The sequence below is a fragment of the Pseudomonas sp. KU26590 genome (assembly GCF_026153515.1).
Lineage (GTDB): Bacteria > Pseudomonadota > Gammaproteobacteria > Pseudomonadales > Pseudomonadaceae > Aquipseudomonas.
Genome location: NZ_CP110644.1, coordinates 2,821,420 through 2,837,634 on the forward strand (window position 1 = coordinate 2,821,420; position 16,215 = coordinate 2,837,634).

At 61.7% G+C, this 16,215-nt stretch carries 13 protein-coding genes; 3 read left to right on the top strand and 10 right to left on the bottom strand.

The features are described 5' to 3' along the window. Positions 1-87: 87 nt before the first annotated feature. The 3 genes from OKW98_RS12415 to OKW98_RS12425 all read right to left on the bottom strand — a co-directional run bounded on the left by OKW98_RS12415 (position 88) and on the right by OKW98_RS12425 (position 2,080). Positions 88-753 carry a glycosyltransferase gene (locus OKW98_RS12415; protein WP_265389418.1) on the bottom strand — a complete coding sequence of 222 codons (666 nt, stop codon included), beginning with the start codon at positions 751-753 and terminating at the stop codon, positions 88-90. A gap of 198 nt (positions 754-951) precedes the next feature. After that, positions 952-1,515: a type 1 glutamine amidotransferase domain-containing protein gene (locus tag OKW98_RS12420; protein ID WP_265389419.1), complete on the bottom strand. Its 564-nt coding sequence runs from the start codon at positions 1,513-1,515 to the stop codon at positions 952-954. Positions 1,516-1,732: 217 nt separating this feature from the next. Further along, on the bottom strand, positions 1,733-2,080 hold the full coding sequence (locus OKW98_RS12425) for a hypothetical protein (RefSeq protein ID WP_265389420.1): 348 nt from the start codon (positions 2,078-2,080) through the stop codon (positions 1,733-1,735). 300 nt (positions 2,081-2,380) lie between these two features. On the opposite strand from OKW98_RS12425, the gene OKW98_RS12430 reads away from it, so the two are divergent. The 3 genes from OKW98_RS12430 to OKW98_RS12440 all read left to right on the top strand — a co-directional run bounded on the left by OKW98_RS12430 (position 2,381) and on the right by OKW98_RS12440 (position 5,022). Beyond that, a complete protein-coding gene (locus tag OKW98_RS12430) occupies positions 2,381-3,466 on the top strand; it encodes a glycoside hydrolase family 3 N-terminal domain-containing protein (protein ID WP_265389421.1) in 1,086 nt (361 codons plus the stop codon). A gap of 120 nt (positions 3,467-3,586) precedes the next feature. Continuing rightward, entirely contained in the window at positions 3,587-4,090 is a 504-nt protein-coding gene (locus OKW98_RS12435; protein WP_265389422.1) for a cupin domain-containing protein, read from the top strand. 146 nt (positions 4,091-4,236) lie between these two features. After that, positions 4,237-5,022 (top strand): sulfite exporter TauE/SafE family protein, encoded by a 786-nt coding sequence (locus OKW98_RS12440; RefSeq protein WP_265389423.1) that lies wholly within the window; start codon positions 4,237-4,239, stop codon positions 5,020-5,022. 131 nt (positions 5,023-5,153) lie between these two features. On the opposite strand, the gene OKW98_RS12445 is transcribed toward OKW98_RS12440, so the two are convergent. The 7 genes from OKW98_RS12445 to treZ all read right to left on the bottom strand — a co-directional run bounded on the left by OKW98_RS12445 (position 5,154) and on the right by treZ (position 16,208). Continuing rightward, on the bottom strand, positions 5,154-5,459 hold the full coding sequence (locus OKW98_RS12445) for a DUF6482 family protein (protein WP_265389424.1): 306 nt from the start codon (positions 5,457-5,459) through the stop codon (positions 5,154-5,156). A 220-nt stretch (positions 5,460-5,679) separates the two neighbouring features. Continuing rightward, positions 5,680-6,009 (bottom strand): hypothetical protein, encoded by a 330-nt coding sequence (locus tag OKW98_RS12450; protein WP_074885710.1) that lies wholly within the window; start codon positions 6,007-6,009, stop codon positions 5,680-5,682. Positions 6,010-6,670: 661 nt separating this feature from the next. Then, positions 6,671-8,857, bottom strand: coding sequence for a glycogen debranching protein GlgX (glgX, locus tag OKW98_RS12455; protein ID WP_265389425.1), 2,187 nt, complete (start codon positions 8,855-8,857; stop codon positions 6,671-6,673). Positions 8,858-9,031: 174 nt separating this feature from the next. After that, entirely contained in the window at positions 9,032-9,508 is a 477-nt protein-coding gene (locus tag OKW98_RS12460) for a DUF2934 domain-containing protein (RefSeq protein WP_265389426.1), read from the bottom strand. Between the two features lie 16 nt (positions 9,509-9,524). Then, positions 9,525-12,311: a malto-oligosyltrehalose synthase gene (locus OKW98_RS12465; protein WP_265389427.1), complete on the bottom strand. Its 2,787-nt coding sequence runs from the start codon at positions 12,309-12,311 to the stop codon at positions 9,525-9,527. Continuing rightward, complete coding sequence (gene malQ, locus OKW98_RS12470) at positions 12,308-14,392, bottom strand: 4-alpha-glucanotransferase (RefSeq protein WP_265389428.1); 2,085 nt, start codon at positions 14,390-14,392, stop codon at positions 12,308-12,310. The genes OKW98_RS12465 and malQ overlap by 4 nt, the downstream gene beginning before the upstream one ends. After that, a complete protein-coding gene (treZ, locus tag OKW98_RS12475; protein ID WP_265389429.1) occupies positions 14,382-16,208 on the bottom strand; it encodes a malto-oligosyltrehalose trehalohydrolase in 1,827 nt (608 codons plus the stop codon). Before treZ ends, malQ begins: the two co-directional genes overlap by 11 nt. Positions 16,209-16,215: the final 7 nt, after the last annotated feature.

The following is a 16,215-nucleotide window of genomic DNA, read 5'->3' on the forward strand; positions in this document are numbered from 1 at the left end:
GCACGGCATCCTGGCCCTGCTATGCGCTTTCAGCGCGCGTTTATCGCCTGCCAGCGTGCCTGCCGTGGCGCGTGCAAACGGAGCACCTCAGCTGGACAGCGACGTCGCTGCCAGTGAGTTTAGATAATCCCCGAAGCCTTCTTTGCACCGGTAGTCTTTTCGTGCGCTGGTGGTGACGCTGTTCGCGGAAATCCACGCGATGGACGCGCCGATGCGTTGCAGATCGGCCACCAGGTGCACGTCTTCATGGGCGGCCAGCGCCTTGAACCCGCCGGCACGCTGATAGGCATCGGCGCTGACGCCCAGGTTCGCGCCGTGGATGTGCCGATGGTCATCGACCGGTCGGTACAGCGAGTCGTAGCGTTGGCGCACGTGTTCAGGATGACCGGACCAGTCATCGACTTCGACGATGCCGCATACCGCGTCCACCTTCAGACTGACCTGATGGGCCAGCCAGGCATAGGGCACGACGCTGTCGGCGTCTGTGAATGCCAGCCAGCGAGCCCCGCGTTCGAGCATCAGCCGTGCGCCTTCCGCGCGGGTCATGCCGACATTGCGGTACGCGCACATCTGAGTGGTGACGCCGTGGGCTGCCGCGACCCGGGCCGAAGCATCGGCGCAGTCATCGAGCATGATCAGGATTTCCACGGGTTCGCCGTGGAGGTCTTCGTGGACAGACGAGGCGATCAGGGACTTGATGCAGTCGTCCAGGAAGTCTTCTTCGTTGTGGGCGGGGACAATAATTCCAATCATCGAAGTGTCTCGTCGCGGCACCTGCGCTGATCGCGGCGTCCTTCGATGTCGACCGAAGCGATGGAAATTTGGTTTCAAGTATTTTCGTTTACGAAGACCACCGCCTCGCTTGTCAGGCGTGGAGGCATCTCCCAAACGCAGCGACGCCGCTGATCAGCGGCGTCGATGGTTCTGGCGTTACGGCGTGCTGATGAAGCTTCAGCCCGCCAGCAGTGCTTTGGCGATCGCCTCGTTGAACGCAGGCAGATCGTCTGGCGTGCGGGAGGTGATCAGGGTCCAGCCGTTGGCCGGGCATTCCTTGACCTCGGCGTCGACCCAGTTAGCCGCTCCGGCATTGACCAGATCGGTGCGCACGCTTGGGTAGGAGGTCAGGGTTTTGCCTTTGATCACACCCGCATCAATCAGCAGCCATGGGCCATGGCAGATCGACGCGATGGTCTTGCCGGCGTCGGCGAATGCTTTAACCAGCTTCTGGGCATCGCTGTCCTGGCGCAGTGTGTCGGCGTTGACTGTGCCGCCGGGAATGACCAGTGCATCGAAATCAGCGGCAGACAGACCGGCCAGCTTGGTGTCTGAGGTCACCACGGCGTCTTTGTCGGTGTCGTTCAGGAACAGTTGCGCGGTGCCGCCTTCGATGGAGGCGTGGGTCAACGCAGCGCCCTGGCCCTTCAACGCTTCCAGCGGCTTGAGCAGTTCGTCGCGCTCGATGCCGGTGTTGGACGTGATGATCAAAACCTTCTTGCCGTTCAATTGATTGCTCATGCTTTCGCTTTCCTCTGAATTGAAACTGCTGAAGTTGAAACTGCGCCTGCCATCGGCAGGCGGTGTCACTTTCAGAGGAAGCCGTAAAAGCAAAAGTTCAGCCCGATTGCGTGGCCGGGCAGTGGGGCCGTGGCGCATGGCTCAAGCGCAGCCCGCGATTCCGGGCGCTGGGAGCAGTGCCGTGCGACGAAACCGCGCATCACGATTCACACGGTCGTCACAGGCACTCGCGGACCGCGGTCTCAAGGGCATTGCGGCCGAAAGCCGACGACAGCGGAGCGCGCTGGTACAGGAAAACCCGGGTATTGGGGTTGCCTTTGTAGACCTCGAGAATTTCATCGGAGGCGATCTTGCCGGAGATCAGTAATTTGTAATGGCCCTTGCTCTCGGTCATGGTCGTGCCGGGCTTGATCTGCTGCCATTTGGGGTAAATGCACTTGGCGTAGTCTGACGGCGTCTTGGCGGTATCGAAATTGAACGACGGGTTGTTGGGGGTTGAACTGCAACCCGCCAGCACCACGGACATGGCGCAGCCCAGTAACGAGTACGGAAATGAAAGGCGCATCAATTCATCCTGAATAAGAAAACGGAAACAGTTCGACCGGGTCGATGGGCGCCTATGTTGACCAGCAACCGTGCAAATGAAAAGCGCACGTGCCCAAAATTTTTGCCTCTCGTCGATGACCCTTGCCCCCGGCTCTCAACGAGCCTCCGAGCGATTATTGCGGTGACTTATCTTGCTCGCTACTGACGCTCATAGCGCTCGGTTCAGTTGACATTGCTCGTTTAGCGAATAAAGTGAGCGGAAACGAGCAGTCACATTCACGTGACGTGGGCTCGTCATCGCCTGATCGACGGAGAGCACATGTCACACGATGAACTGCAACGAGCTGCGCGGTCAGTCCTGATGCCGGCGATCGCCGGTCTGGCGCTGGATGAACCCGTGCGCCGGCATCTGCAAGCCGGCGGCGTGTCGGTACTGCTGGGCGAGACCCGTGACGAGTACCTGGCGCGGCGCATGAGTTTCGAGCGGCGCCGCGAAGAAACCGACGCGCAATTTTCCGCGATCGCCAGGGAGGCGGCGGTGTGTGCGGCAGCGCCAGTGCTGATTGCCGTCGATCAGGAGCTTGGCGGCATCCAGCGCCTGCACGGTCTGGTGCCCGGTATGCCGGTTGCGGCCGAATTAACCCACATGAGCACCGAAGACATCGAAGCGCGCTGTTATGAAATGGCCAGCTCGGCCCGGGTCATGGGCGTCAACCTGTTCCTGGCGCCGATTGTTGACGTGGTCACCGGGGTCAATCCCTGGCTGCACCAGCGTAATCTCGGGCCCGATCCCGTCGAAGTGGCGCGCATTGCCTGCGCGTTCATTCGCGGTGTGCAACGCGCTGGCGTGATCGCCACGGCCAAGCACTTTCCCGGTCACCCCCGACTTGAGCAGGACCCGGCGGTGGAGCAGGCTACCGTCCCTGATGACGCTGCTGCGCTCCGCGACGGGCTGGACGTGTTCCGCCAGGTCATTGCGGCAGGCGTCGGCGCGATCATGCCGGGGCCGGCGGTGTTTCCGGCGCTGGATCCGCACCGGTCGGCCAGCACCTCGGCGGCGGTGATCGGCCTGCTGCGAGATACGTTGGGTTTTGAAGGGCTGATCGTGTCCGACGACCTCGACGCCGTCTCCATCCTGCGCGGCAACAGCATCGCCGACACCGCCGTCGCCGCCTTGAATGCCGGCGCTCATCTGCTGCTGGTGTCGGCCGAAGCGGGGCTGGACGACATCGCGCGCGCGATCGTCGATGCAGTAATCAATGGGGGACTGGATGCGCAACGCCTGCTGGCGGCGGCGCACAAAGTCCGCGCTCAAGCCCACGCATGCCGAGCCCAAGTGGATTCAGGCCTGTACGTCTCATACCCGGTCTCAGCCGGGCACCTCACCCGACGGGTCATGATCTGAACACCCGCTGCTCGCTGCGAACCGCTTGCAGCTTGCAGCGTATCGCTTGCCGCTCACCCCATTTGTACTCCTGGCCCGCGCGTTCTACTCTCGGCCGTACACCTTTAACTCGAGCAAGCCATGAGCATTGATCCCAGCGAACTGGCCGCGCGCCTGATTCGCAACTTCAACGAGGTGCCGCTGCAGCACGAGCGGCGTGACCCGTTGTACGAGAGCCATGCCGCGCGCCTGGGCACTGACACCGCCGCGCAGAAGCTGGGGGCGTCGGTGGACATCGTCGCGCCGGGCAAGCGTTCGTGCCCCTATCATTTTCACTACGCCCAGGAAGAGATGTTCGTCATCCTCGACGGGCAGGGCACGCTGCGCGTAGCAGGGGAAATGCTGCCGATCCGCAGCGGCGATGTCATCTTCATTCCGCCGGGGCCGGAGTATCCCCACCAGTTGATCAACACCTCGGATGCACCGCTGAAGTATTTGTCCATCAGTACCCGCGAGACGCCTGAAGTGTGCGAATACCCGGACTCCGGCAAGTACCAGGCGATGGTCACCATTAATGGGGCACGGGCGTTTGCTGCCGTCCAACGCCCCGACGCGACGCTGGATTACTGGGAGGGTGAGCCTTGATGAACGAGTCGGGCACGGTCTGATCGCGCATTCGGTTATAACCATATAGCGTCTCGATCTAGCCGCCATATAAGAAAAGCAGCGGTGCCTAGAGCAAAAATCGCTATCCTGCCCGCCGGCTTTTGAATGTTCAGTCAGGCAGAGCAATGGATTTTGGCAACGCAGGTTTCGTCGTAGCAGGACTGGTGGTGGGTTTTATCGTCGGCATGACGGGGGTGGGCGGCGGGTCGCTGATGACCCCGATCCTGCTGTGGTTCGGGATCAACCCCGCCACAGCGGTGGGCACCGACCTGCTGTACGCCGCGATCACCAAAAGCGGCGGCGTGCTGGTTCACAGAAAAAACGACAACATCGACTGGGGTATCACTGGCTGGCTCACCTTGGGCAGCGTGCCTGCCGCCGGGCTGACGCTGTGGTTTCTGAGCAGCCTGCACACGGCGCCTGACGCGATGAACTCGGTGATCAAACAGGCGCTGGGGGTGGTGCTGCTGCTGACCGCGCTGGCGATCTTTTTCAAGAAGCGCCTGCTGGCGTTTGCGCAACGCCACGCCGGTGATCGCTACCGCCTCAGCACACGAAACCTGAACGGGCTAACGGTGCTGACCGGCGTCATTCTCGGCACCATGGTCGCGCTGACCTCTATCGGCGCCGGCGCGCTCGGCACGGTGGCGTTGTTCCTGCTTTATCCTTTCCTCGAAACCCGCCGCCTGGTCGGCACCGAAATCGCCCACGCCGTGCCCCTGACCCTCATCGCCGGCATCGGCCACGCCAGCATGGGCAACATGAACTGGTCGATGTTGGGCTACCTGCTGATGGGCTCGCTGCCGGGCATCTACATCGGCAGCCACCTCACTGGCCGCATCCCCGACGCCATCCTGCGTCCGTGCCTGGCGCTGATGCTACTGGCGATCGGATACAAGCTGGCATTTTGAAGGGGATTTCGTGGACACGATTCGAGGCTTTGCACGACCGGCTTTAGCCGGGAAAACGTCAGTAGTCACGCCGTAAAATCCAGGCTGCTCACACTGGCCTGTTCCCTGCTGAAGCCGGTCCTACATCCCAATCAATTACCCGAGCGAAACGGAATCGGCTGGCGTGGCGCTTCGGGTGTGGTGTGGGGCTGCCCGACCATTTCGTCGTACACCACCGGGTGGACGATGAACAGCTTCACTTCCTGGAGTGACGACAGGCATTTGCGCGCTTCGTCGACCGAGGCCACGTGCAGGACTTTGCCGTCCGGGCTGCTGACGGCATTGGACTTGCCGTCCAGGAGCGCATGTATGGCGTACGAGCCACCTTCGATCGACACCAGGTTGACCTCGGTGACTTCCCCGGCCTTGACGTGTTTGCTGAGCTTGTCCAGATCCATTACGGCACCTTAATTACGCACGCGGGCGTTGTCTGTTCCATGGATTGATGCGCAACCGTCGACGCGGCTCGCTTGCATTGGAAGGGGATGGCGGTGCCAAGTTCAAGGCAAATCGGGGGAGGCGGACGGGGGGCGTTGTCGCGGGGCTTGCAGCGGGATCAGCGCCGCAAGAAACCACCGTTGCCTGCCCATCGAAAACAGGCAGGCAACGGCGCTTCAATCAGCAAAGCTTGTCGATGACGCGCAGGCCCGGCGCTTGTTGAACGGCACCCCATTCACTGCTCAGGGTTTCCAGCACCTGGCCGAGGAACTGCTTGTCCGCTGCGGCCTTCTTGCCGACGTAGCCGTGGCCCTTGCGGTACATCTTCAGCCGGGCACGCATGTGCGGGTGCTGGCTCTCGAATTGTTCTTCCTCGGTGCAGGCACCCAGGCCGTCCATGTGCACGTTACCTTCCTCGCACACCCAGAGGATGTGGCTATCCAGGGAATCCTTGCGTGCGGCGAACAGTCGAGCCAATTGATCAATGGTAGGTTGGTTGTTCAGGTTCATGGTTGTTACCCCTTTTTGACCACTGGTTAATCTATCGAGTGAGTTCAAACGCAATGGCGAATCGTCCGTCGATTCGCAGTCCTTCCAGTCGCTGACAAGCATGGTCCGTCGGTGCACAGAGCCGGTGCCGGGCCGCAAGTGTGTGAATACTGATGAGAGCAGAGGGAAGATCGGACCTGGGAGAGCAGGGGCGGACGCCTGAGGACACGGGCGACTGAGTGGTCGACCACAAGTGTCATGAGGACGTTTCGCCAGCACTCGGCCTGGTGGGTCGATCTTGCAGGTTCCGCTTCATCAATCTGCCTTGTGGGCAGCACACATCCAGAGGTGGTTCGACGGCTGTGTCGAACGGGCCCGGAATACTTTTGCCAGCTCTCCCGATCGGGGAGACGCCTGCACTATGCAGTCGGCAAAAGGCCTCGTCAACGGTTTTGTAGTGATTATTTTCAAGCACTACATAATTTGTAGTTTTAGAACACGAAGGTCGATTCGTGACTACAAAGTCAATGAAAGCGGGAGGGTTGGCGCAGGAGTGGGGCGCAGGTCGGGAAAGGGAGGGCGTAAAACGAAACTTGCCCGCGACCGAATCAGTCAGCCGTTGTTCCTGGCTGACCGACCCTGTCGCGGGCAAGCGTGTCGCTATGAATCCAGACGCGAAGACTTACGCCTGTGGAGCCTTTTGCAGTTCAAACAGCAACAGCGAACGCGGCGTGACCGTGTACTCGCTGCCGAACTCGAACTGATCCGTGCCATCGATCTCCGGCTGATTGGTGTCAATCAGGCTGGTCCAGTTCAGGCCTTCCGGCACCTCCGGCAGGGTGAAGTTGACGCCGTCGTGGTGGGAGTTGACCAGCAGCAGCAGCGTGGCTTCAGAGCCGCGACGACGGATACCGGTTTCCTGCGCGCGGCCATCCATCAGCATGCCCAGGCAGCGACCGTTCGGGTCTTCCCATTGCTCGATGCTCATCTCTTCGCCGCTTGGCGACAGCCAGGTGACGTCCTTGACGCCCAGCGACTCGTTGTAATCGCCCACCAGGAAACGGCTGCGGCGCAGGATCGGGTACGACTGGCGCAGCTTGATCAGGCGCTTGACGAAGGCCAGCAAGGCCTTGCCGTCTTCGTCCAGGTCCCAGTTGACCCAGCCGATCTCGCTGTCCTGGCAATAGGCGTTGTTGTTGCCGTGCTGGGTGCGGGCGAACTCGTCACCGGCGACCACCATCGGCGTGCCCTGAGCCAGCAGCAGCGTCGAGAAGAAGTTACGCATCTGACGCAGGCGCAGCGCGTTGATTTCCGGATCTTCGGTCGGGCCTTCGACGCCACAGTTCCAGGAGCGGTTGTCGTTGCTGCCGTCCTGGTTGTTCTCGTCGTTGTCCTCGTTGTGCTTGTCGTTGTACGACACCAGGTCGTGCAGGGTGAAACCGTCGTGGGCGGTGATGAAGTTCACCGACGCGTATGGCCGGCGGCCACGCTGGTTGAACAGGTTGCCCGACGCCGTCATGCGGTTGGCAAAGTCGGCCAGCTGGCCTTCGTCGCCTTTCCAGAACGCACGGATGTTGTCGCGGAATTTATCGTTCCACTCCGCCCAGCCCGGCGCGAAGTTGCCGACCTGGTAACCGCCTGGACCGCAGTCCCATGGCTCGGCGATCAGTTTCACCGAACGCAGCACCGGGTCCTGGCGGCAGGCCACGAGGAAACTGTGGCGCTCGCTGAAACCGTCGTGGTAACGGCCGAGGATGGTGGCCAGGTCGAAGCGGAAACCGTCGACGTGCATCTCGGTCGCCCAGTAACGCAGCGAGTCAGTGACCATCTGCAGGACGCACGGGTGGCTCAGGTCGAGGGTGTTGCCGGTGCCGGAATCGTTGATGTAGTAACGCTTGTCATCCGGCATCAGGCGGTAGTAGGAGGCGTTGTCGATACCGCGCATCGACAGGGTCGGGCCGCGCTCGTTGCCTTCGGCAGTGTGGTTGTAGACCACGTCCAGAATCACTTCCAGGTTGGCATGGTGCATGTGCGCAACCATTTCCTTGAACTCGGAAATCTTGCCGTGGGCCAGGTAGCGCGGGTCCGGTGCGAAGAACGCCAGGGTGTTGTAACCCCAGTAGTTGGTCATGCCTTTTTCCAGCAAGTGCTGGTCGTTGACGAAGGCGTGGATCGGCAGCAATTCGATCGAGGTGACGCCCAGACCTTTGATGTGCTTGATCACGTCATCGACCATCAGGCCGGCAAACGTGCCTTTGACTTCATCAGGTACCGAAGGGTGACGCATGGTGAAACCGCGGGTGTGGGTCTCGTAGAAAATTGTCTTGTCCCACGGCACGTCCACACGCTGCTCGCGGCCCCAGGTGTACGCAGGGTCGATGACCTTGCACTTGGGCACGAACGGCGCGCTATCACGCTCGTCGAAGCTCAGGTCGTCGTCCGGGTGACCGATGGTGTAACCAAACAGCGCTTCGGACCACTTCAGCTCGCCGACCAGTTGCTTGGCGTACGGGTCGATCAGCAGTTTGTTGTGGTTGAAACGGTGGCCGTTTTTCGGATCGTACGGACCGTATACGCGGTAGCCATAAACCTGGCCCGGGTGGGCGTCCGGCAGGTAACCGTGGAAGATTTCGTCGGTGTATTCCGGCAGCTCGATACGCTCAAGCTCCACTTCGCCGGCAGAGTCGAACAGGCACAGCTCGACCTTGGTGGCGTTGGCGGAAAAGATGGCGAAGTTGACGCCGAGGCCGTCCCAGCTCGCGCCCAGCGGGAAGGGCAGGCCTTCACGAATGCGCGAAGCGGTGACTTCTGGGCTGCCAGCGTTGCCGGATTCATTCTGTGTAGCGGCGTTCTTATCTTGCGTGCTCATGTGTATTCCTGACGTGCGAATGAGTTCCTGAAGGCGAACAAAGCCGTGGCCTCAGTACAGGACTGCGCCATCGATGCAACAGGTTTGAAAGTTACCGCAGGGTGACGACCGTTTTGAGACGATCCCTGCGGTAGGGGTGTTAGCTGCGCAGCAGTGACGCGTTACGGTATGCGATCAAGGCGCCGGCTTGGCCGCAGGCTTCTTGGCAGCAGGCTTGGCGGCCGGTTTTGCAGGGGCATCAGTACCGCTCGCAGCAGCCTTGGGTTTCGCAGGCGCTTTGGCCGGCGCTTTGGCAGCCGGTTTAGCGGCAGGCTTGGCGTCTGCTTTGGCGTCGGGCTTGCTTGCCGCCTGATCAGCGGATTTCTCTGCGGGCTTGGCTGCAGTTTTAGCCGCAGGCTTGGCAGCAGGCTTCGCCGCCGGTTTGGCTGCACCCTTTGCAGCGGGTTTGGCGGCGGCAGCCTTGGGCTCCGCTTTGCCGTCAAGCTTGGACTTCGCCGTCTTCGCAGCAGCCGGTTTTTTAGGCGACTTCGCCTCGGCGGCGGCCAACTTGCTAGCCATTTCCCAGTGGCGGGCATCTTGCCCATGTGGCTTGCCTTCCGTTTCCCAGATCTGGTGGGCAAGCTCGCTGATTCTTTTATCGTCGGCACTCATCTCGACACTCCCGGTATCACAAGGTTTGTATAAGCAGGTTTACAGAAATTTCCTTGAGCGCTGCGCTGAGCAACATTTCCTTGCTGGATGTGACTGTAGCCTGTGAAAAAAGTCCCTTCCAATTTGGATGTGAATCAGCGAACGGCAGGTTGATTCGTGTATCGCCCCAATTTTCTGCATTGATGAATGGAGTTTGCGCAGTGCCCAATAGTTCAGCCGGCAAGCGCGGAACCACAACAATAGCCCGCATCTCCTTCGTTACCCGGGCAAAAGCGATGACGTGATCGGCTTTTTCGCCGACCACTTCCAGCGGTTGATACTTACCTTCACTGAACAGAGCGGGGTACTCATTGCGCAGGCGAAGCACCTGGGCAATCAACGCCTGCTTGATCCGGCCGTCGTGCCACTGGTTCAACAGCTCGGTGACCGGAACGGATGCCTGCAGCGCACGTTCGCGAGCGGGGTAATCCACCGGACGACGGTTGTCCGGATCCACCAGGCTGAAGTCCCAGAACTCGGTGCCCTGATACAGATCAGGCACACCAGGGGCAGTCATGCGCAGCAAAGTTTGCGCCAGACTGTTGAGCGCGCCGGCCGCCGCGATGCGATTGGCTGTGGCACCGATGGATTGGCGCAGCGCCAGGCCGTCGGGGTGCAACAGCAAGTGCTCGAGAAACTCGCGGCAAGCGGTCTCATACGCCTCGTTGGGCGCGCTCCAGCTGCTGTGCAGTTTGGCTTCGCGCAGGGCCTTCTCCTGCCACTGAGTCAGGCGTTTTGCGTAGGCCTCGAAAGCCGGCTCGCCTTCGAGATCCAGCGGCCAGCTGCCGATGATCGCCTGATACAGCATCAGCTCGTCACCCGGGCTGATGGGCGTTTCGCCGGTCTTCAGAGGGGCCGACAATTGCTGCCAACGCTCGACCTGCTCGGCGTACCAGGGTGCCAGTTCACTGAGCACAGCCAGACGGGTGCGAGTGTCTTCGCCGCGTTTGTGGTCGTGGGTGGCAGTGGTCAGCAGGTTGTTCGGGAAAGTCGCGTGACGCTCGATGCAGACCTGATGAAAATCGTTCACCGGCGCACTGAAATGTTGCGGGTGGAAGCCCACATCGTTGCGAGAGAGCAACACGGCGGAGCGATAGAACGAGGTGTCTTCCACCGACTTGGCTGCCACAGGCGAGGTCAGTTGCTGGAAACGGTTGCCGGCCTTGCGGCGCATTTCGCGCAACGGGCCGGTCGGGTAGTCGCGCAGCTTCTCGCCGCCCAGCCACAGCTTGAGTGAATCCAGCACCGGCCAGTCACCTTCGCCGAGCATCTCGCGCGCGCCGTCCATGGCCTGCCGGAAGAAGCGCTCGTCTTCAGCCGACCGGCCGCACGCGGTGAGGTAGGTGCGATAGACCGGGAAGTTGCTCACCAGCGCCAGCAGCGCGCGGCGGATGGCGCCGAGGGTCAGGTCGCGGGTCATCACGTCACTGCGCGAGACCTGCAGCAGCGCCTGGGCCAGGTTCTCGAAATCCCCCGCCAGGGTGCCGTGGAGCACCAGATCGCGGGCTTCCAGCACTTCCTTGTTGAAGTCGGCCGTACGCCCGCTGAGGCGGCTCCACAGCTCGCCCAGCACGGCTTCACCCTTGGGATCGTGCTGCAGCAGCGACACCTGGTTCATGAATTCATAACCGGTGGTGCCGTCGATATTCCAGTCAGTGCGCAGTTGCTCGTCTGGGCCGAGGATCTTCTCGACGAAGATCGGCAAGCGATCCAGCTCGGTGCCTGCAGGGCGCAGTTTCATCAGGCTGTCGACGCGACGGCGCAGCTTGCGGCAGTAGCCGCGCGGGTCGGCCAGACCATCGATGTGGTCGATGCGCAGGCCGTCTACCAGGCCTTCGGCGATCAGTTCGAAAATCTTCCCGTGGGTCGCTTCGAACACCTGCGAGCGCTCGACCTTCAGGCCGCCCAGCTCGTTGATGTCGAAGAAGCGCCGCCAGTTGATGTCATCGCCCGCCGTGCGCCAGCTGGCCAGACGATAATCCTGCTGCTCAAGCAAACGGTGCAGGCGATCAAAGCCTTCCGGTGTGCTGGAATCGAACTGCGCCAGACCTTCTTCGATAGCCTTGACCAGCTCGGGCTTGGCCTTGACTGCTTCGGCCAGCTCGGCCTTGGCCTGACGCGCACGCTCGTAGGCTTGAGGATAGTGGTCGAGCTCGGCGAAACGCCGGGTCACTTCGTCCAGTTCGGGACGCTTCGCCGCCTTCAACAGCGGCGCGTAAGTGGCCGGGTTGATCGGGAAGTGATGCTGGTAGTGCTCGGCGTGGAAGCTGCCGTTTTCTGCGTCGAAACGCAGCGGCACTTCGCCGTTCTGCAACACGGTGCCGTAGTCGGTGCTCAGGAACGGCAGCAACAGTTGGCCCTTGAGCAGCGGGTCCGGGGAATTCCACTGGATGTCAAAGAACTTGGCATAGGGGCTGCGCTGGCCCCATTCCAGCAGGTCAAGCCACCAGGGGTTGTCATTACCGCCGACCGCCATGTGGTTGGAGACGATGTCGAGAATCAGGCCCATGCCGTTCTCACGCAGCGCCGCGATCAGACGGCGCAACGCCGGCTCACCGCCCAGTTCGGGGTTGATCACCCGTGGGTCGACCACGTCGTAGCCGTGCATGGAACCGGCGCGGGCTTTGAGCAGCGGCGAGGCATAAATGTGGCTGATGCCCAGGCTGGCGAAGTACGGCACCAGTTTGGTCGCGTCGTCGAGGGTAAAGTCTTTATGGAACTGCAAGCGCTGGGTGGCGCGCAGGGATTTAAGAGGGGTACTCATTTTTGATCACGCTCCGCGGCTTGTTGCCGTGCCGCTGCCAGAATTTTCAAACGTCGCGCTGCATCGGCGTTGTCCAGCAGTGAACCGCTGTCGCCGTTGAGCCGACGTCGCCAATTGGGATGACTGTCGATGGTGCCGGGGAAGTTCGCCTGCTCTTCGATACCGAGGGCGTCCTCGATCGGAAGCAACACCAGCGGTGCCGGGGTGTGGCCAAGATAAGCAATGCTGTAGTCGATGATATCGGCGGCGCTGATGTTGTCACCGTCGCTCGGCATCGTGTAGTTCTGCTTGAGTGCCTTGACCAGCCCCTGGCGCTCGCGCTCGCGGCCGTCACGCATCTTCTGCTCGGCTTCGTCGTCGACAAAACCCAGGGTCTTGCTCCACTGAATATCCAGCTCGCTCAGCCAGCCGGTGAGGGTGGGGAGGTCGTGGGTGCTGGTGGTGGCCAGTGCTTCTTTGGACCACTTCGTGATGGGCTTGAACGTCGCGTCGTCCTGTTCAAAGAGCAGCACGCGCATGCCGAGAATCTCGCGCTCGGACAGTTTCTCGTGCAGGCCTTCAGGCACGGTGCCGAGGTCTTCGCCCAAAACAATCGCTTCGTGACGACAGGATTCCAGGCTCAACAGGCGCAGCATGTCGTCCAGCGGGTAATTGAGGTAAGCGCCTTCACTGGCAGGCGATCCCAACGGGACCACCCACAGGCGCTGCAGCCCCATCACGTGGTCGATGCGCAGGCCACCGACGTGGGCGAAATTGGCCCGGAGCATTTCAATGAACGCCTGAAAGCCGTTGCGCTTGAGGCCGGTCGGCGAGAACGCCGAAATGCCCCAGCTCTGGCCCGAGCGGTTGAGGATGTCCGGCGGCGCGCCGACGGTCAGGGCTGAAAGCAGTTCGTCCTGACGGCTCCAGGCCTGACTGCCGGCACCGTCGGCACCCACGGCCAGATCGCCGATCAGGCCGACACTCATGCCGCTCGAACGGGCAGCGGTCTGCGCACGTTCAAGGCCACGGGCGATGAGCCATTGGGCGAAGGCGTGAAAGCCGATTTCTTTCTCATGCTCTGTGGCGAAGGCGTCGAGGGCAGGGTCTTGCGGATTCTTGTACTGCTCCGGCCATTCGTGCCAGTTACCACCAATGCCCAGCTCATCGCCGGCGTCACGCAAGGCTTCGAAGCGGCAGTGGTTTTCCAGCGCTTCGCCGCCTGCGCGCCGGAAGCTGTTGAAGTCTTCATGGAAGGGGTGATCGCTGCCGATGAACCCGGCATACAGCTCGCGTAGCAGGGCATATTTTGCCCTGGCGGCGGCGGGCCATTCGATCAGCTGCAGCGCTTCCAGACGTTTGAACTCGTCGGCCAGGCCGGCTTTCTCGATCGCCAGCTCAACCGCACGGTCACCGAGGATGGTGCCGGGCGCTGCGTACAGCGCGTTGAGGAACAGACGGCTGGACGGGGAGTAGGGGCTGTAGCGCTCGCTGTCGTTGGAAAACATCGCGTGAACCGGGCTGATTGCCACGGCCAATGCGCCACGTGTGCCCGCAGCGCGAACAAAAGCTTCCAGCCCTTGGGTGTCGCCGATACCGCCATCGCCTTCGCGACGCAGATAGTACAGCTGAGTGGTCAGGCCCCAGTCGCGGGCAATCGCCTTCTTGCTGGCCATGGTCAGGCTGTAGCAGGTCTTCGGCGCAACGGCGATGGTCAACTGCTGGCCGTTCACTTCCAACTGGTGATAACCCACCGTGGCCAGTCCGGGCAGCGCAGCCTTGTCGGTCAGGCTGGCTTCCAGCAGCGAGCCGTCTTCCAGGGTCAACTTGAACGCGGTGGCCGGCGCGAACCACGCCGACAGATCCAGATCCTTGGCATGGTCGACGGTCATCAACGGCGGCGGGGTGGCCGGCTGGCTTTCTTGCTTAAGGCGTTTGAGGCTGGCCTCGACGTCTTCGTCCGTCTCGGCGGGGTAACCCAGGCCGCCGAGGACCTTGCGCAGGACCTCGGGGCTTACGTGTTGCGGTTTGGCGTTGGCGTCCTTCCAGTCAACCGACAGGCCCGCCTGGGCCGCCAGCGTTTCCAGTTGCTCATTGCTCATCCTGTTCCTCCACAACGTCACTCGATTTCAGGCTGACAATGGCCGTGTAGGGATTGAGGGTGGCGGAGTGGGAAAGTTCTGCGGACTTGCCGTGGGAGTGATGAAGGACTCTGTAAGCGGCGTAGTCATCGGTGTCGACCGGCTCGGTGCCGAGGTTCAGATCGATGCGCAGTTCGCTGCCGTCGCCCAGTTTCCAGCGTGCGCTGACGGCCTTGTCGCCCAGCTCTTTCACGCCGAGGGCGCTCGCGCCGTGCAGCCGAGGGAAGAGCTCGGTCCGGCGGATTTCCAGCAAACTCTTGTAGAGCTCAAGCCAGTTGCGATGGTCCTGGCCCTTGTCGGTTTCCAGCAGCAACGCATCGAACGCCGGGCGCGAGGCCTCGAAGGTTTTCAGGGCGTTGGGATCGGGAATCTGCTCGCGCTTGGCGGGGTCCTTGAACGCGGCAAAGTCCTTGAACTCGCCGCGACGGCCTTCACGCACGGCGTCTGCCAGCTCGTCATGGAAGTCAGTGAAGAACAGGAACGGTTCGCTCGCGCCCCATTCATCGCCCATGAACATCATCGGGATCATCGGTGACAGCAGCAACAGCGCGGTTGCCGCCCGCAACGCCTTCGGCGGGCTCAGCTGGATCAGGCGTTCGCCAAAGGCACGGTTGCCGATCTGGTCATGGTTCTGCAGAAACAGCACGAAGGAGGTCGGCGGCAAATGGCCGCTCGGTTCGCCTCGTAGATGGCCATGGCGAGTGGCTTCGCCTTGATAGACGAAGCCTTCACCCAAAAGCCGCGCGAGTTTCTGCGTGGGTTTCTCGGCGAAGTCGGTGTAGTACGCGTCGGTCTCACCGGTCAGCAGCACGTGCAGCGTGTTGTGGCCGTCATCGTTCCACTGGGCGTCGTAGCCCTGATCCATGCGCCCGGCTTCGTTGAATTCGTTCTCCAGGGTCAGCCAGACGTGGCGGTCAGACGGAATCGTCTCGCGCACATGCTTCGCCAGGTCTTCGAGAAAGGTCGGGTCTTCGATGGCGTGCACCGCGTCGAAACGCAGGCCGTCGAACCGATAGTCCTGCAGCCACATCATCGTGTTGTGAATGAAGAAATCATGCACTTCACGACGGCGGAAATCGATCGCGTCGCCCCAAGGGGTCTTCTTGTCGCTGCGGAAGAAATGGCTGGCGTAGGCGCCGAGGTAGTTGCCGTCCGGTCCGAAGTGGTTGTAGACGACATCAAGAATGACCGCCAGACCCAGCCCGTGGGCGGTGTCGATCAGGTGCTTGAGCTGGTCGGGCGTGCCGTAGGACGACTGCGCGGCATACGGCAGCACGCCGTCGTAGCCCCAATTGCGGTCACCCGGGAATTGCGCGATGGGCATCAGTTCGATGGCGGTGATGCCGGTGTCGACCAGATGCTGTAGACGTTGTTCTACGCCTTCATAGCCGCCCAGCGCGCCGACGTGCAGCTCGTAAATGACCGCCTCGTGCCACGGCCGACCTTGCCACTGGGTGTTCTGCCATTGATAGGCCGCCTGGTCGACGACAATGCTGTAGCCATGCACGTCGCCTTCCTGAGCCCGGGAAGCCGGGTCAGGAACAGTGAGGTGGTTTTCGGGGCCGATGGCGACGTTGTAGCGATAGCGTGTGCCAGCTCCACACTCGGTCTCGAGCACGAACCAGCCGTCCTGCTCTGGCTGAAGGGCCTGGGCAGGCCCGTTTTCGAATTCGACGCTGACGCTTTTGGCGTCCGGTGCCCAGAGGGCAAACCGGGTGTGTTGTGGATCCAGCATGACGGCGCCGTGGCGCCAGTTTTGATCCGTGCGCGAAGGCATCCGTAAT